Raw genomic sequence first — 25,317 nt, 5'->3', positions numbered from 1 at the left:
AACTTACTGAGCGCTTGCAGAAAACCATGCAAGCATACCCATCATCAACTGGTAGCAGTATTTTGCTGACGTACGCGAATATGTAATTCGCGCAACTGCTTCTCATCCACCTCGTTTGGCGCATTGGTCATTAGGCACTGCGCGCGCTGGGTTTTCGGGAAAGCAATCACGTCACGGATAGACTCGGCCCCGGTCATCAAGGTTACCAGGCGGTCCAAACCAAAGGCTAAACCACCGTGCGGAGGCGCGCCGTATTGCAATGCATCCAGCAGGAAACCAAACTTCTCTTGTGCTTCTTCCTTGCTGATTTTCAATGCATCAAATACTTTCGATTGCACGTCCTGTTTATGGATACGCACAGAACCGCCACCCACTTCCCAGCCATTCAGCACCATATCATAAGCCTTGGACAGGCAAGCGCCAGGATTGCTGACCAGCAAGTCTTCATGGCCATCTTTAGGGGCAGTAAACGGATGGTGCAGCGCAACCCAACGATCACCTTCTTCATCATGCTCGAACATCGGGAAATCAACCACCCACAATGGTGCCCACTGGCGACCATCGACATGGCCTTTTTCGTGGCCGACTTTGGTACGCAATGCGCCTAATGCTTCGTTGACGATCTTGGCTTTATCAGCCCCGAAGAAAACGATATCGCCATTTTGGGCGCCAGTACGTTCAATAATTGCTTGCAGCGCATTGACGTGAATGTTTTTCACAATCGGGCTTTGCAGACCTTCCTCGTTCAACTTGGTAATGTCATTGATCTTAATGTAAGCGAGGCCTTTTGCACCGTAAATTTTGACGAATTCGGTATACGCATCGATTTCAGAACGGCTGATGGCCGCGCCGTTAGGGACGCGAATCGCCGCTACACGGCCACCTGTCATATTGGCAGCACCGGCAAACACTTTAAAATCGACATCTTTCATCACGTCGCTGAGCTCAGTGATTTCAAGCGTAACCCGCATATCCGGCTTGTCTGAACCGTAACGGTTCATCGCTTCACTGAAAGGCATGCGCGGGAATTGCGCTGGCAGATCCACATCCTGTACTTTTTTCAGCATGCGGCGGATCATTTCTTCCACCAGGTCCATGATGTCGTTTTCTTCAAGGAATGAAGTTTCGATATCGACCTGTGTGAATTCCGGCTGACGGTCTGCGCGCAGATCCTCGTCACGGAAACATTTGGTAATCTGGAAATAACGGTCAAAACCCGCCACCATCAGCAATTGCTTGAACAATTGCGGCGATTGCGGCAAGGCGAAGAACTGGCCGTGATGTACACGCGAAGGCACCAGGTAGTCGCGCGCACCCTCTGGTGTAGAACGTGTCAGCATTGGTGTTTCAACTTCTATAAAGCCGTTTTCATCCAGGTAGTCACGCAGGTTTTTTGCCACTTTATAACGCAGCATCAGGTTTTTCTGCATGGCCGGGCGGCGCAGATCGATATAACGATGCTCCAGGCGCACAGTTTCGGTCAGGGTATCGTCATCCAGCATAAACGGTGGCGTCAATGAAGGGTTCAGCACTTCAATCTCGCTTGCCAGCATTTCCACTTCACCGGTAGGCAAATTGCTGTTCACAGTACCCTCAGGACGGGCACGCACTTTACAGACCACGCGCAGCACAAACTCGTTACGGACGGTTTCTGCAATGGCAAACGCTTCTTTGGTATCCGGGTCGATCACGATTTGCGCCAGGCCTTCACGGTCACGCAGGTCAATAAAAATCACACCGCCATGGTCGCGACGGCGATGGGCCCAGCCACACAGTGTCACAGTTTGTCCGATATGTTCGCGGTTCAAATGGCCGCAGTAATGTGTACGCATCATAATAGTTTTTATAAAGTTGAAAGGGTTGCGGTTAGTGCTGTTTTGGCAAAGGCGCCACTGTACCCATGCTGATAATGTATTTCAAGGCTTGATCTACACTCATATCCAGAGTGATCACGTCTGCTTTCGGCAGCATCAGGAAAAAACCCGAGGTCGGGTTAGGCGTGGTTGGCACATAGACGCTGACATATTCACCTTTTAGATGATTGGCAACATCGCCACCCGGCGTGCCGGTCAGGAAGGCAATCGTCCATACGCCCTGACGCGGATACTCAATCAATAACGCCTGGCGGAATGCATTACCAGAATCAGAAAACAGGGTATCAGACACTTGTTTGACGCTGGAATAGATAGATTTCACCACCGGGACCCGGATTAATAAACCTTCCCAAAGTTCAATCAGTTGCTGGCCAAAAATATTCGTCGCTACGAGGCCGGTCGCCAGCACAATCGCTACCGTCAATATCACGCCAAAGCCGGGGATATCCACGCCCAGCAAGGCTTCCGGACGCCAGGCAGCAGGCAGCAAAAACAAACTCTGGTCCAGCGTTTGCACTAAAGTTTTAAGCACCCAGACCGTAATAAATAAGGGGACCAGTACCAGCAAGCCCGTGATGAAGTATTTTTTCATGGTGTCAGCTATTTGCTTTTAATGACAGGCGCAGCCAGCAGCGCACTTGGCACCTTCTGTAGAAGCGGGCTCTGCAGCTTTACTGGCACTTGAATTACTGCCGCCTTTGAAGTCAGTGGCATACCAGCCACTGCCACTTAACTGGAAATTCGGCGCAGACACTTTTTTAGAAAAGGTCTCTTTTTGACATTGTGGACAGGTATCCACACTAGGTGCAGAAACTTTGCGCATCAGCTCTTGCTGATATCCGCATTCGCTACATTGGAAATCGTAGATAGGCATATGTAAACGCAACCCAAAGGACAACTTGCTGAAAAAGATTTATTAAGCGGCAAATTATACATTATTCAAGCTGCAAAACATCAAAACGGCGGCGATGTAATTGAATTAAAAAGACTTTAAGGACTCATGCATGCAACAAACAAGCTTTAAAATGGCAGCACTTTCCAGCCTGTTTATCTTTCTGGGTTTAGTTAGCCGCGACCTGAATGCACATCACCAACGCCTGACGCTCAATAGTGTGCCGTTAAAAACCCGTAGCTTTTCAGCACTGGCTACGGATATTTTGTATGCTGAACCAACGCTGACTATTCGCCGGATTAAATAATCAGCGGCCAGACCGGCTGATTAAACTTGCGCTTCGTAAGTGGCTTGATCCAGCAACACTTCAGCACCGTCAGCACTTGGCTCGAGCTTGAAAAGCCAGGTCGTATAAGGATGATCATTCACTTTTTCCGGGGATGCCAACGCATCCTCGTTTATCGCCTGCACAACACCAGTCAACGGCGCATAAATATCGGAACCGGTTTTTACTGATTCAATCAGCCCGCACACTTCAAATTGGCTCACGGCCTGACCGACTTTTGGCGGGTCTATAAACACCACGTCACCCAGCATATTTTGCGCATAATCGCTCACACCAACCAGCCAAGACCCATCCTCTGATTGTGCCGCCCATGTGTGTTCTTTAGAAAAGAGGTATTTCAAGCCTGTTGACATAAGTTTTAAAAAAGAAAAATTAGGTGATAATAATTGTGCCATAGACTATTATTCCGACCAATGCTTATTAAGGTAGCGCTGTCACATTAGCAGTTGTAAAGCTTTAATTTTTTACAATAGAAAATTGCGATAAGTGATTGACTCTGAATAATAACTGGGCAATAATAAAACTGGTTTCTGGAAGGTAGATCATGAGTTTTTTCAAGCATTGTCTTAAAGTTTTACTGGTGAGTTCGATTGCATTTGCGCCAGCAGGCCAAGCGATTGCAAAATCCCCATCGAAAAAACAATCGGTTTCTAGTACCCAGAAGAAATACAGCCCGCGCGTTTCATCCGAATATCGCGTTAATCCAAACAAAACCAGAGCGATGCGTCCGGCCAAAGTCAGGGCGCATGCAAGAAAAGTTTCAAAACCTGCTGTTGATGCAGAGATGTTTGACTCTTTCACAGGCAAGTCTAGCAACAGCAATCTGGCAATTGCTTCGACCAAAGCGCTGGTGATGAACCAGAACACGCACGAAATTATTTACTCCAAAAACCTGGACACCCCTACTCCAATAGCGTCAGTCACTAAACTGATGACTGCGATGGTCGTTCTGGATGCGAAACTTAACCTGGCGGAAGAAGTTTCGATTACCGAAATGGACGTCGATTACCTTAAAGGTACTTCTTCACGTTTGCCGGTAGGCACCACCATGACCAGGGAAGATTTGCTGAACCTGGCACTCATTGCTTCTGAAAACCGTGCCGCATCAGCGTTGGCAACCCATTATCCGGGTGGAAAACAGCGTTTTATTCAGGATATGAATGCCAAAGCCGCAAGTTTGGGCATGATGAATACCCATTTCGAGGACTCCACAGGACTGAACAGCAACAACGTTTCTACCGCGATGGACTTGGCAAGAATGGTACATGCAGCGTATCAATACCCGACAATCCGCCAGATCACGACCACTTCTGATTACGACTTGAATGTACACAGAAGGCAACCACTGCATTTCCATAACACCAATGCATTGGTGAGGGAAAGTTCACGCAGCAGCTGGGAAATCGGGCTCTCAAAAACCGGCTACATCAGTGAAGCAGGCCGCTGTTTGGTGATGCAGGCAACGATTGCGGGTGAACCATTGATACTGGTCTTACTGGATTCTGTCGGCAAATTGACGCGTATCGGTGATGCGAAACGGATTAAAAAATGGATGGAGCACAACTCCAATACATTAACCTCGCATAATGATGGTCGCGGCGACATCGTGCTGACAGGCTTATCGATGAGCAAAACGCTGGGGGAAGAAGCTAACTGAGCTGATCGTAGTCACTACCTAAGCACAAGCAACAAAAAAGCCCGCAAGTAATGTGGGCTTTTTTACGTCATACACAAACCTTAATTAGGCTCGGCGCCGTCAAACTCCGGGTCATACCCTTCGCTGGCTGCGGCTTTGCGCTGATGCTCTTTCCATTGTTTACGCAGCACTTCTTTTTTCTCAGGGCTCAGACTCTGGAACTGCTGATAACGCTTACGTGCATTTTCCCGTTCATAAGGCGTCATGCGACTCCACTTCACTAGCTGCTTCTGAACGCGCTGCTGTTTCTGGGCATCCATTTTCGGGTATTGATGGGCAATATCCAGCATTTTTTCGCGTTGCCATGGGCGTAGGGTATCCCATTCGCCTTTCAAAGGTGCCAGCACCAAGCGTTGCTGATCAGTTAATTGCGCCCAGGTAACATTGGCAGCAGGATCATCTGGCGACAGATCATTCTTGATCGCGCCAATATCGGCCATTGCCAATAATGCCGGACGTGAATTGAGATCACCAGCCTGCACTGAAAGTGCGCTTGCAGCGACTCCCAAAGACAACACCACACTCCCTAATACAAATGAATGATTTCGCATCACTTCTCATTGTTCCATTAATTTAAACCTAATAACCAAAGCTTTACTTTAAATGTGTTCTGAATAGTGCCAGGGCTCAAACCCATTATCGACAAAAGCTTCCACCGGCAAATCTGCACCCAGTAACAAAGCATCATCGTTATGCTGGTTAGATATCAACAACATGGTAACTACAAGACAAACAGATAACGCGGCTGCACCCAGCATGCGCGGGTGGCCGAATGACGCCCAGGACAAGATATCGCCAATCATTGGTGATGTTTGTTTGGTTTCGGCAAAGCGCCTTAAGGCATCTTGCCTGGCTTTGGTTAATCGTGCCTCAACCTCCACGGATAGTGGCGTAACATCATTTTTCAATAAATCCACACATTCACGTAGAGGCAATGGCAAGTCGTCTTCCGGATGACGTTGATTGCTCATGACTTTACTCCTCTTTTTTGCAACTTCTGACCACCGAGACCAGCTTGTTCCAAGAACTGGGACATGGCGCTAACCGCTCTGGAACAATGCGTTTTCACACTTCCTTGCGAACAACCCATGGCTTCCGCAGTCTCGGCGACATCCAACTCTTCCCAATAACGCAATACGAATGCTTCTCGTTGACGTGCTGGTAACTTTTCTAACGCTTTTCCTATCAGAATCATGGTTTGCGAGCGCTCGAGCTGGTCTGCAGGATTATTGTCGGCACCTTCAACATCTATTGTTTCCAGCAGATCAAACTCTTCATCATCCTGCGGACCAAAGGAAGAAAACAAAGAAGTCCATAAATTGCGGACTTTTTGCCGACGCCAATAATCACGGGTAGTGTTTTGCAGAATGCGTTGAAATAGCATGGGGTATTCAGCAATGGGCTTGTTGGCATATTTATCTGCCAATTTCAGCATCGCGTCCTGAACTATGTCCAGTGCGGCGTGGTCATCGCGCACAGCATAAGCCGTTTGCCTGAACGCCCGTTTTTCAATCTGACGTAAAAAATCTGATATTTCTTGCGCACTCGCCACTACGGTTCCTAATCCCCGAGATAATCAAAGTTTCCACTCGCCGATGCCCGTTATTCGCCGCATTCATGATTATTTTTTTGGCGGTCAAAGAAATAGGCATCGTTTATCTCCCTGTCGATTGGAGTATATCAGTTTTAATTTTATTACTGATAGAATAAGGCTTGATGGCTGCAAAAGTATGGCTCACCTCATGACAATCAAAAAAGAATTACCTATAAACGAAGGCATGCGCTCACATGCCTTGATCGTTAAACCATGGTTTCAGGAAACTGCACGATGGTCGCAGCAATGAGTACGCCTCAGCCAGAAAAAGCGCCAGACTTACAGCATCTCAGACTGTACAGCCTGTATCGACTGTGTGCTTCGGGCATGTTGCTGGGCAGCCAGCTATGGCCGTATTTCAAGTACACCTTTCAGGCTCCTGCTTTTGTGTTCTGGATACTGGTCGTATTTTTCTTTTATGCACTGACCGTCAGCTTCAGCTTCAGGCATCTTCAGTCTAAAAGCGGGCTCACGTTAAAACTGCAAACCAGCCTGGATATTGTATTTATTGTCGTGATGATGCATTTTCTACAGGATGGCCAAAGTGGTATTGGTCTATTGCTCATCATTAATATTATCTTCGCCGGGCTTATCAGCGATGGCCGCTTTGCCATGTTTTATGCAGCGATAGCCACGATAGGTATCCTGCTCGAAAACACGCACCAAGTATTAAAGCATAGCCTGCAAAATGGTAGTTACAATGATTACAGCAGTTCTGTGCTGCTTTCATTAAGTTGTTTTGCCACGGCATGGCTGGCGCAAACACTGACCTCACGCATGCAGAGCAGTGAAAAATTGGCCACTGAACGTGGTCAGGATATTGAACAGCTGGCGCGGACAAATGCGCTGATTACGCAGGAAATGCCCAATGGCGTGCTGGTGATTGATCAGCATCAGCGCCTGAAACATTACAACTTGCAGGCTTGCAAATTACTCGGGCTGGAAGATAGCCAGTGCCAGGAGATCGTAAAATCGCAGGCAACATTGAGTATGCTGACCCCTGCCATCACTCAACTTTTGCACTCATCGCCAGCCAACAGACCGATATCACAGGATGCCACCAAACTTACGATTAATAATCGGGACCTAGGCATCCGCTTTCATGCCATTTCGGAAAATATGGACAATGGCGTGGTGATTTTTATTGAAGACTGGTCACAAATCCAAACCCAGGCACACCAGGTCAAACTGGCAGCCCTGGGCAGATTAACCGCCAATATTGCGCACGAAATCCGCAACCCTTTAAGTGCTATCAGCCATGCCACCCAACTATTGCAGGAAGATTCGGTTGATCCTGGCACAGAGCGCATGCTGCAAATTATTTCGGATAATGTGCAGCGCCTGGACCAAATCATTAAAGATGTACTGGAACTGAATCGTCGTGACAGAACCAACCAGGAACAATTCAACATCAAAAACTTTATGCAGGAGTTTTACCAGCAGTTTTGTGCCGTGGAAAAAATTGACCCTGCCGCCTTCACGCTCAGCATTCCGGAAAAACACGGCATGGTGATGTTTGATCGCAGACATATCAATCAGATATTATGGAATTTATGTAAAAATGGATGGCGTCACAGCAAGCAACAGCCACGTAGCCTGCAACTCAAAGTCACTGGGGATAAAAGCGGCCAGTTCATTCATGTGTTGATTAAAGATGATGGCAGCGGCATCGATCCAAAAATCCAGCCGCATTTGTTCGAGCCGTTTATGACCACGGAAAAAACCGGTACCGGCCTGGGATTATTTATAGCGCGTGAACTTGCAGAAGCAAATGGCGCCAAACTAGATTATTCAAGCAATACAAACGGCACTCAATTTTCACTGACTATTAAGAAGGTAATCGTTTAAATGGCAAACTCCTATCGCTGTCTGGTAGTCGATGACGAAACCGATATCCGTGAATTAGTCGTGTTGACCCTTGAGCGCATGGGCATACAGGCCGAGAGCGCGAGCAATGTCACTGACGCCAAACACATGCTGCACTCCTTCAGCTATGACTTATGCCTGACTGATATGCGTTTACCGGATGGATTGGGGCTGGAACTGGTGCAGCATATCAATGCACAATTCCCGGGGTTACCGGTGGCGGTGATCACCGCTTATGGTAGTGCCGAGAATGCAGTTTCGGCACTAAAAGCCGGTGCATTTGACTACATTACCAAACCGATCTCACTGAAACAATTACGCCCATTGGTGGAATCTGCACTTAAGCTTTCTTCGCAAAAAGAATCGAATGGTGCCAATACCGTAGACCTGATTGGTGCATCTCCAGCCATGAGCTATGTGCGCACGATGATTGCGAAACTGGCGCGTAGCCAAGCACCTGTCTACATCAGTGGCGAATCCGGCAGCGGCAAGGAACTTGCGGCCAGACTTATCCACCAGAACAGCTCGCGCAAGGACCAGGCCTTTATTGCCGTCAACTGCGGCGCCATCCCGGAAAACCTGATGGAAAGCGAATTTTTCGGCTATAAAAAAGGGGCATTTACCGGCGCCATACAGGATACACAAGGCCTGTTTCAAGCCGCCAATGGCGGTACTTTATTTCTGGATGAAGTGGCTGATTTACCGCTAGCCATGCAGGTAAAATTATTGCGGGCAATCCAGGAGAAAAAAGTACGTGTAGTTGGCAGCACCATTGAAGAAACGGTTGATGTGCGCATCATTTCTGCCACCCACAAAAACCTGAACGCCATGATGGAAAAAGGCGAATTCAGGCAAGACCTGTATTACCGCCTGAATGTGATTCAGCTCAAAATGCCATCCCTGCGCGAACGGCCGGAGGATATTCCGGAACTCACTGAACGCTTGTTAGCTAAACTCTGCCAGAACCAGAATATCAGCAAACCCGCTATTGCGCCTGAAGCCAAAGTGTATATCCAGCAGCTACAGTTTCATGGCAATGTACGTGAGCTGGAAAACATGCTGGAACGCGCGCTGGCATTATGTGATGGACTTACCATCGCGATTGAGGATTTATCGCTGGAGGACATGCCACCGGTAGTGTTAAGTGACAAACCAGTGTTGCCATGGCACTCGCCCGCTGCTGCCGAAGAAAATGTCGATTCGTCTATATACCATTCTCCACGCACCGAGGCTGCATTAGCTGGTGACAGCGCGATTAAACCAGCCAATGCAAGTAATACCATGCTGCCTATGGATGTCAGCTTGTCAGATTATCTCGAGGATATTGAAAAACGGACCATCTTGCAGGCACTTGAAAAAACTAATAATAACAAAACGGCTGCTGCCAAATTGCTGGGTATCAGTTTCCGTACTTTACGTTATCGATTATCCAAACTTGGTTTATCTAAAGAACAGGATATTGAAGACGTAGAAAATGAAGAGGATTAAGATTTAAGCCGAAGTTGAGACTGGTAAATTAGCCGTTTAAAAAGATTAAGGCCCTTCACAGGGCCTTAATCTTTTGTAAAACATGGTCCTAATTCAGAACAATCGCCAGGTAAATTAAATACAACAGACCATTGACCAACAAGTGCCATACCAGCAAACCACCTTTGGCAACCCGGTAACGTAACCAAACCGCCGCCAGCAGTGTAATCAAAATCCCCAAAGCGACTTCCTGTCGTGGCGCCCAATCTGTCAGCATAATACCGATTGCGGGCAACAAGGTGCCTTGAAACACCATGGCGCCGGTAATATTACCGAACGCCAGTGTATCTTTACCTTTGCGTATCCAAATAATGCTGTTTACTTTTTCCGGTAGTTCGGTGGCAATCGGGATAACCAGTAGTGACAACAATAGCGCTGATACACCAAGAATCGCTGCTGCGGTTTCCACTTCATTGATAAAGCCTTTGGCACCCGCAATCAGCAATCCCAACCCAATCAGCAACTGTACTACGATAGTTACAATATTGGTTGGCAGGCCAAGCTTGGAAAGCATCATGATGTCTTCAGCCTCGGTAGCGTGGCCTTCCTCGACCAACCCTCTAGAGGCTTTAATGGTCATCAACACATAAACAAAATAGATCAGTACCATCAGTATGCTGATCGCATACCGCACTATCGCTTCCGTATGCGGCACAAACATGGCAATCGTTGCAAATATAAATGCCAGGATAAAGAAATTCAGGTCACGGACCAGGCCAGTGCGCTCGGGACGAATATGCCCACTGCTGCCGCGTCTTTTCCATACCGACAAAGCCATCAAGCTGATTGAGAGTGTACCCAGCATCAGTGGAGCGCCCAGAATTGCGCCTATGCCGATATCATGACCGGCATGGCTATCGCCCGTTGAGGAGGTGTAAGAGAAAATGGCCAGCAGGGGCACCAATGTTTCAGGAAGAGCCGTGCCAACTGCAGCAAAAATAGAGCCAGTCACACCTTCTGAAATACCGAGGCGTTCACCCAAATGCTCCAGTGCATTGGTAAACACTTCTGCGGCAATCAGTATCACCACCAACATTAATAACAACTGTAAGAAAACCATGCTCGTTCCTGTCCTGGCGGCAATCAGTTTCCATGCAGCCTCCGCCAATGCGGCATGGAATGACAAACTTGTGGTTGCGGGCGGAATCATAACGCAATTCGCACAAATTCACCTACAATGTTGGCATGTTGCCTGCGCTTTCATCCCCGATTGAAATTGATACCCAAGGCATGGCCAGCCCATGCCTGATCATAAACTCACCCAATACGGATGAGCGTCCTGCTGGTACCAGCATAGACATGATTGTCATCCATAACATCAGTCTGCCTCCAAACGAATTTGGCGGTCCGGGAGTTATCCAGCTATTTACCAACCAGCTGGATGCCAATGAGCATCCGTACTATGCAGAGATTGCGCATCTGAAAGTGTCGTCGCATTTCCTGATCCGCCGTGAAGGTGAATTAATACAATTTGCCAGCTGTGCGCAACGCGCCTGGCATGCAGGCGTTTCCTCATGGGAGGGCAGAGAGCGCTGTAATGATTTCTCTATTGGTATAGAGCTTGAAGGCAGTGACGAATGCGCATTCGAAGACGCGCAGTATCTGACCTTGCAAGCGCTGATTGACGCATTAAAAAAACGTTACCCAATCCAGCATATCGTTGGCCATTCAGAGATTGCGCCAGGGCGTAAAACCGACCCCGGTCCTTTTTTCAATTGGCAGCGGATTACACCATCCAGCTAGTCGTACCAGCATTGTCTTATGGTGAATATTCGAGGAATGAATTACTAGAACTTCCAGAAAGTACGAGCTTATTCCTTTTGAAACTAAGCTCAGCATTAACTTTTACCTAGACTCTCCCTTGCAGGGCTCCTTACTTTCCGAGATGAGTGGTGTTTTAGAAGTAACGTTCGATGACTAAGCATCGAAAAGCATTCAATTTACAGGCAGGTTTATAATTCACAACACCTTCTGCAAAACAATCAACTGCATATTCTCCACCTGCGCTTGCCACATATCCGGCTGATGCGGAAACGGCACCGTCTCCCCAGTCGCCTGGTATCCCAGCCGCTGATAAAATTCAATCAACTCCTTCCGCAGGCTGATCACCATCATTTCCGCCCGCTGTGCCTCCCACTGTGCTTTTGCCAGTTTTTCCGCTGCCCGTATCATGGTTTTCCCATACCCACGATTCTGCAATAAAGGCGAAACAGCAATCATACCCAAGTGCACCATCTCCGCGGAATCCGCATGCCGTTCCAGGCAAATACAAGCAGCCACTACCCCACCAGCTTCTTCACCTAGCAAAATACAGGCATCCTGGCTTTCAATCAGCGCCTGGATGGTGCGCTCACTGGTGCGCACACCGGAGAGTAAATCGGCTTCTGTGGTCCATCCAGCGCGACTAGTCTCTCCGCGATAAGCAGCATTGACCAATGCGCAAATGACGGGAGTATCTGAAACCTGGGCTACGCGTTGTTCTAACATGGATGGTTTAGCTCGAAGAATGGGATTCAGTCACGTTTTGTACCACCAAGCTGCCTATCATATCGCCTTCCACGTTAACAGCGGTTCTGACCGTATCGAGCAAGCGGTCTATGGGCAATAATATCGCAATCGCTTCCGCGGGCAAGCCTACACTTTGCAATACCATCACCATGGTGACCATCCCGGCACTTGGGATGCCAGGCGCGCCCATGGCTGCAATCATGGTAGTGAAACACACCACCAGTTGCTGACCAAGCGACAAGTCAATCCCTGCCAGTTGCGCGACAAACAATGCAGCAGCGGCTTCGTACAAGGCGGTGCCATCCATATTCACTGTTGCCCCTAGCGGCACGACGAACCCGGCAATCTCAGGTTTCACCTGCATATTTTGCGTGGCGCAGCGCATGGTCACCGGCATGGTGGCATTGCTCGAGCTGGTCGCAAAAGCAGTGATTAAGGCTTCTTTGGCATTGCGCAAAAACCACCACGGCCGCTTGCGGGTGATCAGGAATAATAAAGCAGGCAACACGACCAGCCCATGCAGCAAAGTCGTACCGGTGACCACCAGCATAAACTTGGCCAAGGTGGTAAACAGGCTCAAATCCTGTGTGGCTACCAGCTTGAACAGCAAGGCACCAATCCCGAACGGTGCCAGGCGCATGATCCAACCTATCATTTGCATGGATAAACGCATGCCTTCTTCAAACAAACCCAGCAATTGCGGATAGCGGTCTGAAGCCATCACCAGCGCAATACCCAGCAACAATGCGTAAGCGACGATAGCGAGAATATTGCCATCAGCCAGCGCTTTGAAAGGGTTCATGAAAATGCCATGCAGAAACTGGGTGAAAAACTCGGGCAAAGTCATTTGTCTAGATTCAAACTGCTGCATTGCATCGGCAAACATGGCCAGATGCAAGCCTTCGCCCGGTTTGAAAATCTGGCTGGCACTAATACCGATGACCACTGCAATGATGGTTGTGGTGGCAAAGAAAAGGAGGGTGGTTTTCCACACCAGGTTAATCTGACTATGCTGCCGCAGATTGGCGATCCCGGTCACAATGGCACAAAACACCAGCGGGATCATCACCATTTTGAGTAAGTCTATAAACAGCGTACCGACCAGATTGGTGGCGTAAAGACTCCACTTTAGTGTTTCTGAATGTGCGGGCAAGCCATGCATCGCCCACCCCCCGGCAATACCCAGCAACGCAGCGATGAGTATTTGCAGATTCAGAGTCAGTTTTGTCATTTCTATGCTTTAAGAATTAATCAATCGTGGATTAAGAATAACTCAAAAAAGTAGTGTTGACATGTCCCAGTCGTCTATTGCTGATTGATTGCTGCCTCTAATCTACTGGGACAAAGATAGCTGCTAAGCCCTATCTAATTGATGCTTCAGCAGCTTATAGTGTTTTCTAATCAAGAATCCTTTGCAACCTCGGTTGTTTGACCCGCCTTCTCAAATACCGCCGCAAAAAAGCCATCCGTCCCATGCAAATGCGGCAGTTGTTTCAGGTATTCACCAGTATCCAGTTCAATGTTTTGCTGCGCCAATACTTGACTGGCAGGGATCAACTTAAAGTCGGGATGCGCTTGCAGAAATGCTTCGGCGATCGACTCGTTTTCATCACGCAACAGGCTACACGTCGCATAAATCACGCGGCCACCGGTTTTGCACAGTTTGGCTGCACGCGCCAGAATATTGGTTTGCTTTACATTTAACTCGGATACGTCCTGCTCGGTTTGGCGCCATTTCAGATCCGGGTTGCGGCGTAAAGTCCCCAAGCCGCTACATGGCGCATCCACCAGCACACGGTCAAACTTGCCGTTCAGGCGTTTGAGTTTTAAATCATTTTCGTTGTTGATCAGCTGCGCCTGCAGGTTGGACAATCCACTGCGTTTCAAGCGATGACCTAAATTATTCAAGCGTTTTTCAGAAACATCGAACGCGTACAAGCGACCGGTGTTTTTCATCAATGCGCCTAGCGCAAGCGTTTTGCCACCAGCGCCTGCGCATAAATCAGCCACCATTTGCCCGCGTTTTGGGGCAACCAGGTAACTCAGCAATTGGCTGCCTTCATCCTGCACCTCAATCTTGCCTTCGGTAAACAGAATATGTTTGCCGATATTCAGGCGTGAGCCCATGCGAATACCGACTGGCGAATATGGCGTGGTAGTAATGACATTGTCTTTAACGGTATTTTCCGCCAGCATGCGTGCCAGTACTTCTTCGCGGGTAGCTTTGATAGTGTTAACGCGTAAATCCAGGCTGGCTTGATCGAACATGCTGCGGCAGATGGTCATGGCTTCGGCTTCGCCGTATTGCGCCACCAGTTTGTCCCAGAACCAGTCGCGTACATCGGCCAGAATGGCGGGCGCAAACCCTTCGCTGGTTTTGCTTTTAATTTGCACCGCCCATTCTTTTTGGCGCTCGTCTAGCATCTCGTCGAGGTCGCGTATGCTTTTGCCTTCGATCTTGATCAGATAGGCCAGGATCAATTTACGCGTGTCTTCCTGTTCATCAGGCTCTGTGATGCTGATTTCGCGCAAGTAGCGATAGCGACGCAATACACCATAGGCGGTTTCAGCGATCCAGGCACGCTCTTTAGTGCCCAGCTCCCTATGCTGGCGAAAAAACTCACTGAGTTTGCCATCGGCCGGGCTTTCGAACTGCAGCATGTCGTTTAATAAAGCCGCCGTTTGGCGCATTAGGGTGGAATTCATAAATGTCTTTCAAATATGTTACGTCTTGCGTTATTCAGTGATCAAACGTGTGGCGACTTGCTCAATCACCATGCCGTTTTTTTCCTGTTTTCTGATCTTGACTGGCACATAGCGGTAATCGCTCGCCAGCCATAATTCAATTTTTTCGTCGGTCTCGCCACGGGTATGCGCTATGTGTACCGTTTGAATGGCCTGGTCAGCGATCACCATCGAATCTTCACCCTCAAACTCGTATTGGTAGGTATTCAGGCGTCGCCCGTTGGTGAGTGCAATATGCATTTCCTGCAATGGCGGCACAAACATAAACTGGTACATAAAGCTGAGGATATCCTGTGTGTTACGTGGCAGGTCCAGCCGTTGCTCGCCCTTGGACGTTTTCAGGGTGATGAAATTGGTTTCCCAATCCAGAGTCGCTTCATATATTTTGTCCGCCTTGCTGCCAAACGCATAACGGTAAAAATGCGGTTTTAACCCATGTGGGCCAATGTCACCGCGGCTTTGTTGCTCCAGCGTCGGGTAGAGCAATTTTAACAGACCACGCCCTTCAACCACCCAGCGGAGGCTGTATTGGCCGGATGGCTCCTGCGCATAATCTATTTTTGCGCTGCCCGCAGGCTGCTTTTCGCCATTTACAAACACCGCATACTCAGTACTTACCCGCTGATAAGGCGGCGGTAGCGCCGCATCCGGCTCTGCGATGGCACTATCAGTTTCATGCCAGGCGGCAATTTCTGCCTGCCGGGCTTCTTCTGCCTGCGCTGTGTCCTGTTCGCTCATTTCTGCGGGTTGCGATGCAACAGGAGATTCGGCCACAGGTTCTGGTGGATCTTCAACTGGAATAGCTTTTGGCGCTGGTTCAGACTTGGTTACCGGTGGCTTTTCTTTGGCTACAGCTTTGACTGGTGCTTTGACCGGCGGCTTGACTGGCGCGGCTTCCAGCTGCGCACTTAACAAGGTTGGTGGCGGCTCTTCGCCTGAAAACCAGCTTTGCCAGGCAACCTCCTTCACAAGCAGCACATGCACAAGCAAGGATACGCATAACGCCAACCCTAATCGCCAGGAGACGTGTTGCCGTATCCATTTTCGCAGGCCTTGTGTGTTAATCACGCGCTTTCCCGATGTGGAGAATACCCGTTATTGGCCAGTGATGCTGATGATCACTTGTTCCATGCGTTTACCGTCATCCTGCACGACTAACTTTACTGGCAGATAACCTTTGTCCTTGGCCAGATAAAGCGTTTTTTCACCCTCGCTGTCTTCCAGTTTGATCACATTAAATCTACCAGCCTCGGTTTCCAACGGTGTCTTTTCTTCACTTACTACAAATGTGTGTGGCGATAGTTTCTTACCATTATTGATCAACAACTTCACCTGCTTGCCTTTTGGCGGTTGCCACATCCAGCAATACAATATACTTAATAAATCCTGGGTACCTTTCTCCAGCTTCTCCGTTTCCTTTTCGCCTTTCACCTGCATATTGAGTACTTTTTTGCCCCAGTCAAAATCACTGATCAAAGCTTTATCAGGATGTTTGGATTGACGGGATTCAAAATGTGCAGGGCGTAACGTATTTTGGGCCACATCGCCCTGGCTTGAGAGTGTGCGCTCACCCATCAGCTTGTAAATACCTTTACCTTCGGCCAGTGAGTCGATCTGATATTTATTACCGGTCACCGTCAGTTGGTCTTTGACACTACCTATAGTAACGCCTTGCTGGAGCAGGTCATACTTGAGGGTGAGCTGCTTGGGCGCTGCAGATAAATTCGCGGAAGCAACAAACAATAGTGCCGCCAGCCCGCTGACGACCCTATGCTGTAAGCGAATCGGATTCATTACACCACCACAGTCGGCGCTTCGCCAGCCTGTTGCGTACGAATCTGGCCAATGCGGTATACCGTTTCACCTGAACCAGCCAATACAGTTTGTGCCTGCTCGGCATGTTCGGCAGCAACGATGATGGCCATGCCAATACCACAGTTAAAGGTACGGTACATTTCCACTGAAGCGATATTGCCCTGAGCCTGCAACCATTGGAACAGCGGTGGCAATGTCCAGCTCGATTTTTGCACTTCTGCCGTCAGACCTTCAGGTAACACGCGTGGAATATTTTCAGTAATGCCACCGCCGGTGATATGCGCCATGCCTTTGACCGGCAAGGTTTCCAGCAATTTGAGCACGGATTTCACATACAGCCTGGTTGGTGCCATCACTACATCTTTGAATTTACGGCCATGGAAGTCTGATTCCATATCAATGCCAGATTGTTCAATCAGTTTGCGGATCAGAGAATAGCCATTGGAATGCGCGCCGCTGGAAGCCAGGCCCAAAATCACATCACCTGCTTTGATGGTAGAACCATCAATGATATTGGCTTTATCGACACAACCAACCGCAAACCCTGCCAGGTCATATTCACCCGCCGGATACATGCCCGGCATTTCGGCAGTTTCACCACCGACCAATGCACAGCCGGATTCTTCACAACCTTGGGCAATCCCTTTAATCACGGCGGCGGCCGTGCCAACTTCCAGTTTGCCACAGGCAAAATAATCGAGGAAAAACAGCGGCTCGGCGCCCTGCACCAGAATGTCATTCACACTCATGGCTACCAGATCGATACCTACGGTGTCATGCTTGTCGAGTTGGAATGCCAGTTTGAGTTTAGTACCTACACCGTCAGTACCGGAAACCAGAATGGGCTCCTTGAATTTTTTCGGCATGGCGAACAATGAACCAAAGCCGCCAATGCCGCCCATGACTTCCGGGCGCATGGTGCGTTTGGCAAATGGCTTAATCTGCTCGACCAGCGCATCACCAGCTTCCATATCCACACCGGCGTCGCGGTAAGTGACTGAAGTTTTATCAGAAGAAGTCGTCAAAGTACTCTCGTTTCTTTCTATGCTATGAATATTTAATTCAATATAAATTCATGGATATTGCAACAAAGCGTGTTACATCCACGAAATTCAGTATAATTTTAAGAATAATCATTATTTTAACGCATCTTGCCAGTTCGACCTATGCCGGATTGAGTGTATGCATTACAGGCGCCCATGTCAGATCACGAGTATCAAACGTCCAGTGTGACTCAGTTTGTCAGCGAAAATCGCTGGTGGATCGTGGCTGCGCTTTTCATTTATCTGTTTTATTTGCTGGAACCTGTACTGACGCCCTTTCTCGCAGCCATGGTCATTGCCTACATGCTGGACCCGCTGGTAGACCGGCTCAGTGAAGCCGGATACCGTCGCTGGAAAGTCGGCCGTACCCTGGCGACTTTGCTAGTGATGGCGGGCGTGATTCTGGCGCTGATTGGCTTGATGCTGATTATTCTCCCGCTGTTGCAACAACAATCAATGCTCATTGTGCAACGCTTGCCGGCAGTGGTGGATCATTTTCACCAGCAGGTGGAGCCCTGGCTGCTGCAGCATTTTGGCATTCGTTTCAATGTGAACCCGGCCTATATACAAAAACTGTTGACCGAGCACTGGCAATCAGCGAGCAGCTTTGTTGGCAGCGTATTATTGAGTGCCGGTCAAAAAGGCCTGAACCTGATTGGCATGCTCGCCAACATACTCTTGCTGCCCGTGGTGCTGTTTTATTTTTTGCGCGACTGGGACGATATGATGACCAAAATTGGTGAGCTGATTCCACGCGACCTGATAGGCCGTGTCAAAAAAATCGTCAAGGATATAGACAGTGTAGTGGCCGAATTTCTCCGCGGGCAGTTATCAGTGATGCTGTCGCTTTGCGTGTTTTACAGTGTTGGCTTATGGCTGGTTGGCCTCGATATGGCACTGTCTATCGGCATGATTGCCGGCTTACTCAGCTTTGTACCTTATCTTGGTTTTGCCCTGGCGTTTATTTTGGCCATGATCCTGGCATTATTACAATTCGCCTCACTGCCAGAAGTGGTTCCAGTGCTACTGGTGTTTGGCGTCGGCCAGTTTGTAGAAAGCTTTTTCCTGACACCTATCTTGGTCGGTGACCGTATCGGCCTGCATCCGGTACTGGTGATTTTGGCTTTAATGGCGGGCGGGCAATTATTTGGTTTTGCCGGGGTGTTGCTGGCGTTGCCGGTCAGCGCTGCCATTGCCGTCGGTTTACGTTACGTCAAAAATAGTTACTTGCGTAGCGACACTTACCTGCACAGCCAGGCATCAGTAATTCACTTATCGGATGACTGACCTTTTAATTTTTAAGCATTCGCTGTGAAACAATTATTACTGAATATCCAACCCCCGGCAGCACCGGGGTTTGGCAATTTTATTGCCGGCCAGAACCAGGAAGCGCTCAGCAGCCTGCAAGCAGCACTGGCCGGGCATGCGCCTTCACCTTTTGTATATCTATGGGGTGTTGCGGGCAGTGGTAAAACGCACTTGCTACTGGCAGCCCAGGCCATGGGTGCGCATATCGCCGATGATGTGCATACCCTGGATGAAGAATCACAAATCATCCTGTTTGATACCTTTAACCAAATCAAAGCCGAGGGCGGTGTATTGGTGACCGCCGGCAACCATGCACCCACGCAAATGGGTTTGCGGGATGATTTGGCTACCCGTTTAGCGTGGGGATTGGTCTACCAGTTACAGCCATTGAGTGATAACGAAAAAGCCGATGCTCTGCGTGCGCATGCGCGTGACCGTGGAATGAAATTACCCGATGAAGTGATCGCTTACTGCCTGAAATACTTACGCCGCGACTTACCGACACTAGTGGCAGTACTTGATGCGCTGGATGAATGGTCACTGACGACTAAAAAGCCGGTGACAGTGCCTTTGCTAAAAAACATGCTGCAACTTGAACTGGCAAATTAATGCACTATTCACCATCAAAACTGTAAGAATTTTTACCGTTTTTCTTCGACACATACATCGCCTTATCGGCCGCATGTAATAACTGTTTCACTTGTTTGCCATGCCGCGGATACTCGGCAACGCCTATACTCACGCCAATATTAAGTGCCATGGTTCTGACAATCACCGGGCGCGAAAATAACTGTATCAATCGTTGCGCGAGTTGCACTAACTCCATGCGGTGCATATAACTGCCCACCACCAGCACAAACTCATCGCCACCCTGGCGGGCAAGAAAGTCCGTTTGCCGGAGCACTTTCTGGAACATATGAGACACTTCAATCAGCAGAGCATCGCCAATTTCATGACCATACTGGTCATTCACCTGCTTGAATCCATCTAAATCCATAAAGAAGATGGCAAACGGTTTTGAAGTGTGTTTTGACCGCTGGAAAACACTTTCCAAATGTTCATCCACACTGCGCCGGTTTGGCAAACCGGTCAGCAGATCATGGTCAACCTGATGGCTTAACTGCTCGGTGACCGCCTGGGTTTCCAGCATCTTGCCTAACAAATCGGTGGTACTGCGGTACGAAAACAGCAACACGCCTATAATCAGCATACACAGCAAAATAGCGCCGATCACCGCCTGGATCACGCGCTGGCGTATTTCTTTTTCGTAATCCGCCCGCAAATGCTCAAGCTTGCTATCCATCTCGCCCAAGCGATCATCAATCAGCTTCATCAACTCTCGGCTTTTATCTTTACTCAGCGTAAGATGTGAGGCATAGGAACCGGCGCGCATTTGCACTTGGATGCTGATATCCATAGCATCAAATTTTCGATTCACTAATTGTTTAACCGTTTCCAGTTCGGGGCGAACTTCACCCACAGAGGCTACACGTCTATCCAGGCTGGCAAGCACTCTACGTGTGTCTGTACGGCCCTGCTCCATCGTATCGAGGAATAAGGTATGCCCGGTCAGCAAATAGCCGCGCTGGCCGCTTTCAGCATTGGTGATGGCTTTACCTAGTGCAGCCACGTCATAGCGCTGCCGGTCTACCGAATCTTTTTGCTCCGAAAAGGCCACCAGCTGATACATAGCGATAAATAACCATATCATTGAGACGCACAGAATAGTTGCGGCAATGATTAACGGGGTAAGTATTTGGCGCTTGTAATTAAACATAATTCCTCTAACGACCAAATTCGACACTAATTAAATAGAACCGATATAAAAATCTACCATACGCTAAGACTGGATGTAATAAAATACGTTTTTGATAGATAACCACTATCCACGAGATATTTATGCTACGAATTACTGAAATCAAGCTTCCATTAGTGCAAGCGGAGACGCTTAAGCATCAAGACGATAAAATCAGGGCTGCTATTCTCAAGCGGCTGGAAATTCCTGAGAGCGATTTGATCCATTTTGAAATTTTCAAGCGCGGGGTGGATGCGCGTAAATCACATGCCATTCTTTATGTGTACAACATCGATATCGAGGTCAAAAACGAGTCTCAGATTCTTGCCAGGTTTAAAAAAGATCCCCATATCAAACCTGCGCCAGATACCAGTTATAAATTCGTTGCCACCAATACGCAGGCATCGGAACACAGGCCTGTCGTGGTCGGCTTTGGCCCGGCAGGTATTTTTGCAGCCCTGATATTGGCGCAAGCCGGTTTTAAGCCTATCGTGCTGGAGCGTGGCAAAGAGGTACGCGAGCGGACCAAAGACACCTGGGGATTATGGCGTAAAGGCAAATTGAATCCTGAATCCAACGTGCAGTTTGGTGAAGGTGGTGCGGGCACTTTCTCCGACGGCAAACTGTATAGCCAGATTAAAGACCCCAAACATTACGGCCGCAAGGTATTGCAGGAGTTTGTCAAAGCTGGCGCGCCGGAAGAAATTTTATATATCAGCCATCCGCATATCGGTACGTTCAAGCTGGTCAGTATGGTCGAGGAAATGCGTAGCACCATTATCAGCCTGGGCGGCGAAATTCGTTTCAATCACCGCGTCACCGAGATTGATGTGCAGGATCAGCAAGTTCATGGCGTTTTCTTGCAAACAGGCGAATATTTATCTACCCGCCATCTGGTACTGGCCGTCGGCCACAGTGCCCGGGATACTTTTGAAATGGTTTACGACAAAGGCATTTTTGTCGAAGCAAAACCGTTTTCAATCGGCTTCCGTATTGAGCATCCACAAAGCCTGGTAGACCGTGCACGCTATGGCAAAAGTTACAGCGATGACATCCTGCAAAAACTGGGTGCAGCTGATTACAAACTGGTACATCATGCGAAGAATGGCCGTAGTGTGTACAGCTTCTGTATGTGCCCAGGGGGAACTGTAGTCGCCGCCACGTCTGAGCCTAACCGAGTGGTGACCAACGGCATGAGCCAGTACAGCCGTAACGAGCGCAATGCCAATGCGGGTATTGTGGTCGGCATCACGCCGGAAGTAGATTACCCCGACCATCCATTGGCAGGCATTGAGTTACAGCGTCAACTCGAAAGTCATGCGTTTGTATTAGGCGGCAGCGACTACTCGGCGCCGGGGCAATTGATTGGTGACTTTCTGGCAAATCGCCCTTCTGCCGAGTTTGGTGAAGTCACGCCTTCCTATACGCCAGGCGTGCATCTGACTAACCTTGAATCCGCCTTGCCAGAATTTGCGATCAACGCTATCCGCGAAGCAATTCCGGCGTTTGCCAAGCAGATCCCCAATTTTGATTTGGCAGATGGTATTTTGACTGGTGTGGAAACACGCACTTCCAGCCCGATACGCATCAAGCGTGACGATGACACGCTACAAAGCATCAACACCAAAGGCTTGTACCCTTGCGGCGAAGGGGCTGGTTATGCCGGTGGCATTCTGTCTGCAGCAGTTGACGGTATCAAAGTCGCCGAGTCTGTGAGCTTGAGCCTTACTTCCACCTAGTCAACATGCACGACGCTTAATAATTGCTATACTCTTGAATCGGACGAGACTAATCAATCCCAATCCAACAATCATCATTACATACACTTGTTGCTCGGGCACAGCCACTGGTGGAGTAAAATTTATGAACTCAGGGCCAACAATATGCCCTATTTCTATAAATCCAGCATTTTCACTAGGACCTGTGGTAGCTCCTCCATTATAGATAAAGTAATTATTGGCAGTAGATGTGTTAACGCCTCTAGGTGTCGTGATTGAAAAAACTAAATTTCCTACATTGCTAACCGACTCAGAAAAATAATTGTGCTCCCAAGTCCAGAAAGTGCCATATATATTTAGCGCGCCTGAGTTACTTAATCCTCCAGCAGACATCTTAAACATCCAGTCGCCTACAGCAGGTTCTGTATGGACAACTGGAAGAGGATGACTCCAATCAAAACCGAGATTTTGTAATATACTAATATTGACAATGTGATCCAGAAGCGTTGTAGTATCTAAAGTATAGGTATAAGTATATAACTTGGTATCGTTATTATAAGTTACTTCCCCAGTCAACAGATTTGCCGCATACACATTAGGTAGAAAAAATAAAGAAAGGATCGTTAGTAAAGCTAACTCTAGTTTTCGTTTCATAGTCAACTCCATAGACATGGTTAGAAATAGGTGATAACGAAATAGCATATGACGTGCTTTATAAATATATGCTTATTTATGTAAGTTCACTACCGATATTTGGAAAATCAAACGACTGATACCTAAATAACTCACTTTAAAATAAAAAAATGGCCACTGAAGTGGCCGTAAAATTTGATAGTTAAGAGATACTACTGACGGATCAGATAATCAAATGCGCCCAGAGCAGCATTCGAGCCTTCGCCCATTGCAATCACGATTTGCTTGTAGGGAATGGTGGTCACATCCCCCGCTGCAAATACACCCGGCAACGAAGTCGCATTATGGTTATTAATTTCAATTTCACCATACTTGCTCAGGTCTATCGTACCTTTCAGCCAGTCCGTATTCGGTACCAGACCAATCTGGATAAATACACCTTCCAGGGCTACATGCTTGCTTTCGCCACTGACACGGTCTGTATAGGTCAAACCATTCACACGGGTGCCATCACCAGTAATTTCAGTGGTTTGTGCACTGGTCAGAATAGTGACATTTTCCAGAGTGCGTAATTTGCGTTGTAACACGGCATCCGCTTTCAGCTCGGTATCAAATTGCAGCAAAGTCACATGGCCCACTACACCGGCCAGGTCAATCGCCGCTTCCACACCGGAGTTACCACCGCCAACCACTGCCACGTGCTTGCCTTTAAACAACGGGCCATCGCAGTGTGGGCAATAGGCAACACCTTTGTTTTTGTACTCTGCTTCACCAGGCACATTCAGGTTTCTCCAGCGTGCCCCGGTTGCCAGAATCACTGACTTACTACGCAAGGTCGCGCCGCTTTCCAGCTTCACTTCAATCAGGCCGCCATGCTTTTGGTCGGTCTGTTTAGGCTCAGCCAGACTAACTGCACGTTGCAACGGCATGATGTCGACCTCATAAGTTTTCACGTGTTCTTCCAGCGCTGCCACCAATTTAGGCCCTTCAGTTTCCTTGACCGAAATAAAGTTTTCAATCGCCAGCGTGTCGTTGACCTGGCCGCCAAAACGGTCCGCCACAATGCCGGTACGGATACCTTTACGTGCAGAATAAATCGCCGCTGAAGCGCCAGCCGGGCCACCGCCCACCACCAGCACATCAAATGGCTCTCTGGCATTCAGTTTTTCAGCTTCTTTCGCTACCGCGCCAGTGTCCACTTTCGCCAGAAACTCTTCCACCAGCATGCGGCCAGAAGCAAACATCTCGCCATTCAGGAAAGTGGCTGGCACCGCCATGATGTTGCGCTCGTTCACTTCGTCCTGGTATAGGCCGCCATCAATCACCGTCACATTGATGCGCGGATTAAATACCGTCATCAAGGTAGTCGCCTGCACAACATCCGGGCAGTTATGGCAAGAAAGGCTCATATACACTTCAAAGTTCAGGTCGCTATCCAGCGCCTTGATCTGGTCGAGCACATCCTGCTCCACTTTTGGTGGATGGCCGCCGGTCCACAACAAAGCCAGCACAAGTGAGGTGAATTCATGACCCAGAGGAATCGCTGCAAAGCGCACGCCATGCGTTTCACCTTCCTTGGCGATCACGAATGAAGGTTTACGCGAATCATCGCCGGTTTCATCCAGGCTGACTTTGTCCGATAAGGCGGTAATCTCTTGCAGCAATTCGCGCATTTTTGCGGCATTGTCGCTGTTATCCAGGGATGCGATCAGACGGATAGGCTGACGCAGCATACCAAGGTAGGTTTGCAGTTGTGTCTTTAAGGTATCGTCTAACATTTTTATTCTCCAAAATTCCTGCCCTTATTTCAGGCGGCAAGAAGCCCTGGCCATTCCACATGGCATTTAAAACGGTTGGGGGAAGCTCAGGTAAACCCGCTAGCAGGCATAAAACCTTTAGTGACTTTACCTGAGCGCCCTGCTCTCGCAGGGCGATGCTAAAACTAATCTCAGAGAGA

General features: G+C 48.6%; 25 protein-coding genes. 8 read left to right on the top strand and 17 right to left on the bottom strand.

Annotated elements, in window-relative coordinates; all coding sequences use genetic code 11:
* Window positions 1-44: 44 nt before the first annotated feature.
* Genes aspS through ASG24_RS13075 form a run of 3 tightly spaced genes read right to left on the bottom strand, consistent with a single transcriptional unit; the run spans window position 45 to window position 2,748 of the window.
* Window positions 45-1,835, bottom strand: coding sequence for an aspartate--tRNA ligase (aspS, locus tag ASG24_RS13085; protein ID WP_055828775.1), 1,791 nt, complete (start codon window positions 1,833-1,835; stop codon window positions 45-47).
* A gap of 31 nt (window positions 1,836-1,866) precedes the next feature.
* Window positions 1,867-2,466: a DUF502 domain-containing protein gene (locus ASG24_RS13080; RefSeq protein ID WP_055872127.1), complete on the bottom strand. Its 600-nt coding sequence runs from the start codon at window positions 2,464-2,466 to the stop codon at window positions 1,867-1,869.
* An 18-nt stretch (window positions 2,467-2,484) separates the two neighbouring features.
* Window positions 2,485-2,748 (bottom strand): FmdB family zinc ribbon protein, encoded by a 264-nt coding sequence (locus tag ASG24_RS13075; protein WP_055872126.1) that lies wholly within the window; start codon window positions 2,746-2,748, stop codon window positions 2,485-2,487.
* A 130-nt stretch (window positions 2,749-2,878) separates the two neighbouring features.
* On the opposite strand from ASG24_RS13075, the gene ASG24_RS13070 reads away from it, so the two are divergent.
* On the top strand, window positions 2,879-3,073 hold the full coding sequence (locus ASG24_RS13070) for a hypothetical protein (RefSeq protein WP_055872125.1): 195 nt from the start codon (window positions 2,879-2,881) through the stop codon (window positions 3,071-3,073).
* A gap of 20 nt (window positions 3,074-3,093) precedes the next feature.
* Here ASG24_RS13070 and ASG24_RS13065 read toward each other — a convergent pair whose 3' ends face one another.
* Window positions 3,094-3,507 (bottom strand): glycine cleavage system protein H, encoded by a 414-nt coding sequence (locus tag ASG24_RS13065; protein ID WP_235562424.1) that lies wholly within the window; start codon window positions 3,505-3,507, stop codon window positions 3,094-3,096.
* 185 nt (window positions 3,508-3,692) lie between these two features.
* Between ASG24_RS13065 and pbpG the strand changes: the two genes are divergently transcribed.
* Window positions 3,693-4,769, top strand: a complete 1,077-nt coding sequence (gene pbpG / locus ASG24_RS13060) for a D-alanyl-D-alanine endopeptidase (RefSeq protein ID WP_055872185.1) — start codon at window positions 3,693-3,695, stop codon at window positions 4,767-4,769.
* Between the two features lie 80 nt (window positions 4,770-4,849).
* Here the strand turns inward: pbpG and ASG24_RS13055 are convergent, their stop codons facing one another.
* From ASG24_RS13055 to ASG24_RS13045, 3 genes are read right to left on the bottom strand one after another with little or no spacing between them, the layout of a single operon-like run.
* Entirely contained in the window at window positions 4,850-5,359 is a 510-nt protein-coding gene (locus ASG24_RS13055) for a DUF3106 domain-containing protein (RefSeq protein WP_082488112.1), read from the bottom strand.
* Between the two features lie 48 nt (window positions 5,360-5,407).
* Window positions 5,408-5,779, bottom strand: coding sequence for a DUF3619 family protein (locus ASG24_RS13050; protein WP_055872124.1), 372 nt, complete (start codon window positions 5,777-5,779; stop codon window positions 5,408-5,410).
* The gene (locus ASG24_RS13045) at window positions 5,776-6,360 is read right to left on the bottom strand and encodes an RNA polymerase sigma factor (RefSeq protein ID WP_055872123.1); all 585 of its coding nucleotides are present in this window, start codon (window positions 6,358-6,360) and stop codon (window positions 5,776-5,778) included. The genes ASG24_RS13050 and ASG24_RS13045 overlap by 4 nt, the downstream gene beginning before the upstream one ends.
* A gap of 276 nt (window positions 6,361-6,636) precedes the next feature.
* Here ASG24_RS13045 and ASG24_RS13040 point away from each other — a divergent pair, with 276 nt between their 5' ends.
* Entirely contained in the window at window positions 6,637-8,250 is a 1,614-nt protein-coding gene (locus tag ASG24_RS13040) for a PAS domain-containing sensor histidine kinase (protein ID WP_082488111.1), read from the top strand.
* Window positions 8,251-9,756 (top strand): sigma-54 dependent transcriptional regulator, encoded by a 1,506-nt coding sequence (locus ASG24_RS13035; RefSeq protein ID WP_055872121.1) that lies wholly within the window; start codon window positions 8,251-8,253, stop codon window positions 9,754-9,756.
* A gap of 88 nt (window positions 9,757-9,844) precedes the next feature.
* Here the strand turns inward: ASG24_RS13035 and ASG24_RS13030 are convergent, their stop codons facing one another.
* Complete coding sequence (locus tag ASG24_RS13030) at window positions 9,845-10,855, bottom strand: sodium:calcium antiporter (RefSeq protein WP_055872184.1); 1,011 nt, start codon at window positions 10,853-10,855, stop codon at window positions 9,845-9,847.
* Window positions 10,856-10,980: 125 nt separating this feature from the next.
* Between ASG24_RS13030 and ampD the strand changes: the two genes are divergently transcribed.
* The gene (gene ampD / locus ASG24_RS13025) at window positions 10,981-11,538 is read left to right on the top strand and encodes a 1,6-anhydro-N-acetylmuramyl-L-alanine amidase AmpD (RefSeq protein WP_055872120.1); all 558 of its coding nucleotides are present in this window, start codon (window positions 10,981-10,983) and stop codon (window positions 11,536-11,538) included.
* 216 nt (window positions 11,539-11,754) lie between these two features.
* On the opposite strand, the gene ASG24_RS13020 is transcribed toward ampD, so the two are convergent.
* From ASG24_RS13020 to purM, 6 genes are all read right to left on the bottom strand, one after another.
* Window positions 11,755-12,282, bottom strand: coding sequence for a GNAT family N-acetyltransferase (locus tag ASG24_RS13020; protein ID WP_055872119.1), 528 nt, complete (start codon window positions 12,280-12,282; stop codon window positions 11,755-11,757).
* Between the two features lie 7 nt (window positions 12,283-12,289).
* On the bottom strand, window positions 12,290-13,534 hold the full coding sequence (locus ASG24_RS13015) for a dicarboxylate/amino acid:cation symporter (RefSeq protein ID WP_055872118.1): 1,245 nt from the start codon (window positions 13,532-13,534) through the stop codon (window positions 12,290-12,292).
* Window positions 13,535-13,704: 170 nt separating this feature from the next.
* Window positions 13,705-15,009: an RsmB/NOP family class I SAM-dependent RNA methyltransferase gene (locus tag ASG24_RS13010; RefSeq protein ID WP_055872117.1), complete on the bottom strand. Its 1,305-nt coding sequence runs from the start codon at window positions 15,007-15,009 to the stop codon at window positions 13,705-13,707.
* Between the two features lie 30 nt (window positions 15,010-15,039).
* On the bottom strand, window positions 15,040-16,116 hold the full coding sequence (locus ASG24_RS13005; RefSeq protein ID WP_235562423.1) for a DUF3108 domain-containing protein: 1,077 nt from the start codon (window positions 16,114-16,116) through the stop codon (window positions 15,040-15,042).
* Between the two features lie 27 nt (window positions 16,117-16,143).
* On the bottom strand, window positions 16,144-16,842 hold the full coding sequence (locus ASG24_RS13000) for a DUF3108 domain-containing protein (RefSeq protein WP_055872116.1): 699 nt from the start codon (window positions 16,840-16,842) through the stop codon (window positions 16,144-16,146).
* Window positions 16,842-17,888, bottom strand: a complete 1,047-nt coding sequence (purM, locus tag ASG24_RS12995; RefSeq protein WP_055828814.1) for a phosphoribosylformylglycinamidine cyclo-ligase — start codon at window positions 17,886-17,888, stop codon at window positions 16,842-16,844. The genes ASG24_RS13000 and purM overlap by 1 nt, the downstream gene beginning before the upstream one ends.
* A gap of 174 nt (window positions 17,889-18,062) precedes the next feature.
* On the opposite strand from purM, the gene ASG24_RS12990 reads away from it, so the two are divergent.
* Together ASG24_RS12990 and ASG24_RS12985 are read left to right on the top strand one after the other, a co-directional pair.
* The gene (locus ASG24_RS12990) at window positions 18,063-19,193 is read left to right on the top strand and encodes an AI-2E family transporter (protein ID WP_055872115.1); all 1,131 of its coding nucleotides are present in this window, start codon (window positions 18,063-18,065) and stop codon (window positions 19,191-19,193) included.
* A 24-nt stretch (window positions 19,194-19,217) separates the two neighbouring features.
* Window positions 19,218-19,823, top strand: a complete 606-nt coding sequence (locus ASG24_RS12985) for a DnaA ATPase domain-containing protein (RefSeq protein WP_055872114.1) — start codon at window positions 19,218-19,220, stop codon at window positions 19,821-19,823.
* Window positions 19,824-19,827: 4 nt separating this feature from the next.
* On the opposite strand, the gene ASG24_RS12980 is transcribed toward ASG24_RS12985, so the two are convergent.
* Window positions 19,828-20,925, bottom strand: coding sequence for a diguanylate cyclase domain-containing protein (locus ASG24_RS12980; protein WP_055872182.1), 1,098 nt, complete (start codon window positions 20,923-20,925; stop codon window positions 19,828-19,830).
* Between the two features lie 188 nt (window positions 20,926-21,113).
* Here ASG24_RS12980 and ASG24_RS12975 point away from each other — a divergent pair, with 188 nt between their 5' ends.
* Complete coding sequence (locus tag ASG24_RS12975) at window positions 21,114-22,748, top strand: NAD(P)/FAD-dependent oxidoreductase (protein WP_055872113.1); 1,635 nt, start codon at window positions 21,114-21,116, stop codon at window positions 22,746-22,748.
* Here ASG24_RS12975 and ASG24_RS12970 read toward each other — a convergent pair whose 3' ends face one another.
* A complete protein-coding gene (locus ASG24_RS12970) occupies window positions 22,749-23,381 on the bottom strand; it encodes a hypothetical protein (RefSeq protein WP_055872112.1) in 633 nt (210 codons plus the stop codon).
* Window positions 23,382-23,572: 191 nt separating this feature from the next.
* On the bottom strand, window positions 23,573-25,138 hold the full coding sequence (gene ahpF, locus ASG24_RS12965) for an alkyl hydroperoxide reductase subunit F (RefSeq protein WP_055872111.1): 1,566 nt from the start codon (window positions 25,136-25,138) through the stop codon (window positions 23,573-23,575).
* Window positions 25,139-25,317 lie beyond the last annotated feature (179 nt).

Origin of the sequence: Methylophilus sp. Leaf414, assembly GCF_001425425.1 — a bacterium.
In the GTDB taxonomy this organism is placed as follows: Bacteria; Pseudomonadota; Gammaproteobacteria; order Burkholderiales; family Methylophilaceae; genus Methylophilus.
This window is presented reverse-complemented; position numbering and strand designations above follow the sequence as displayed.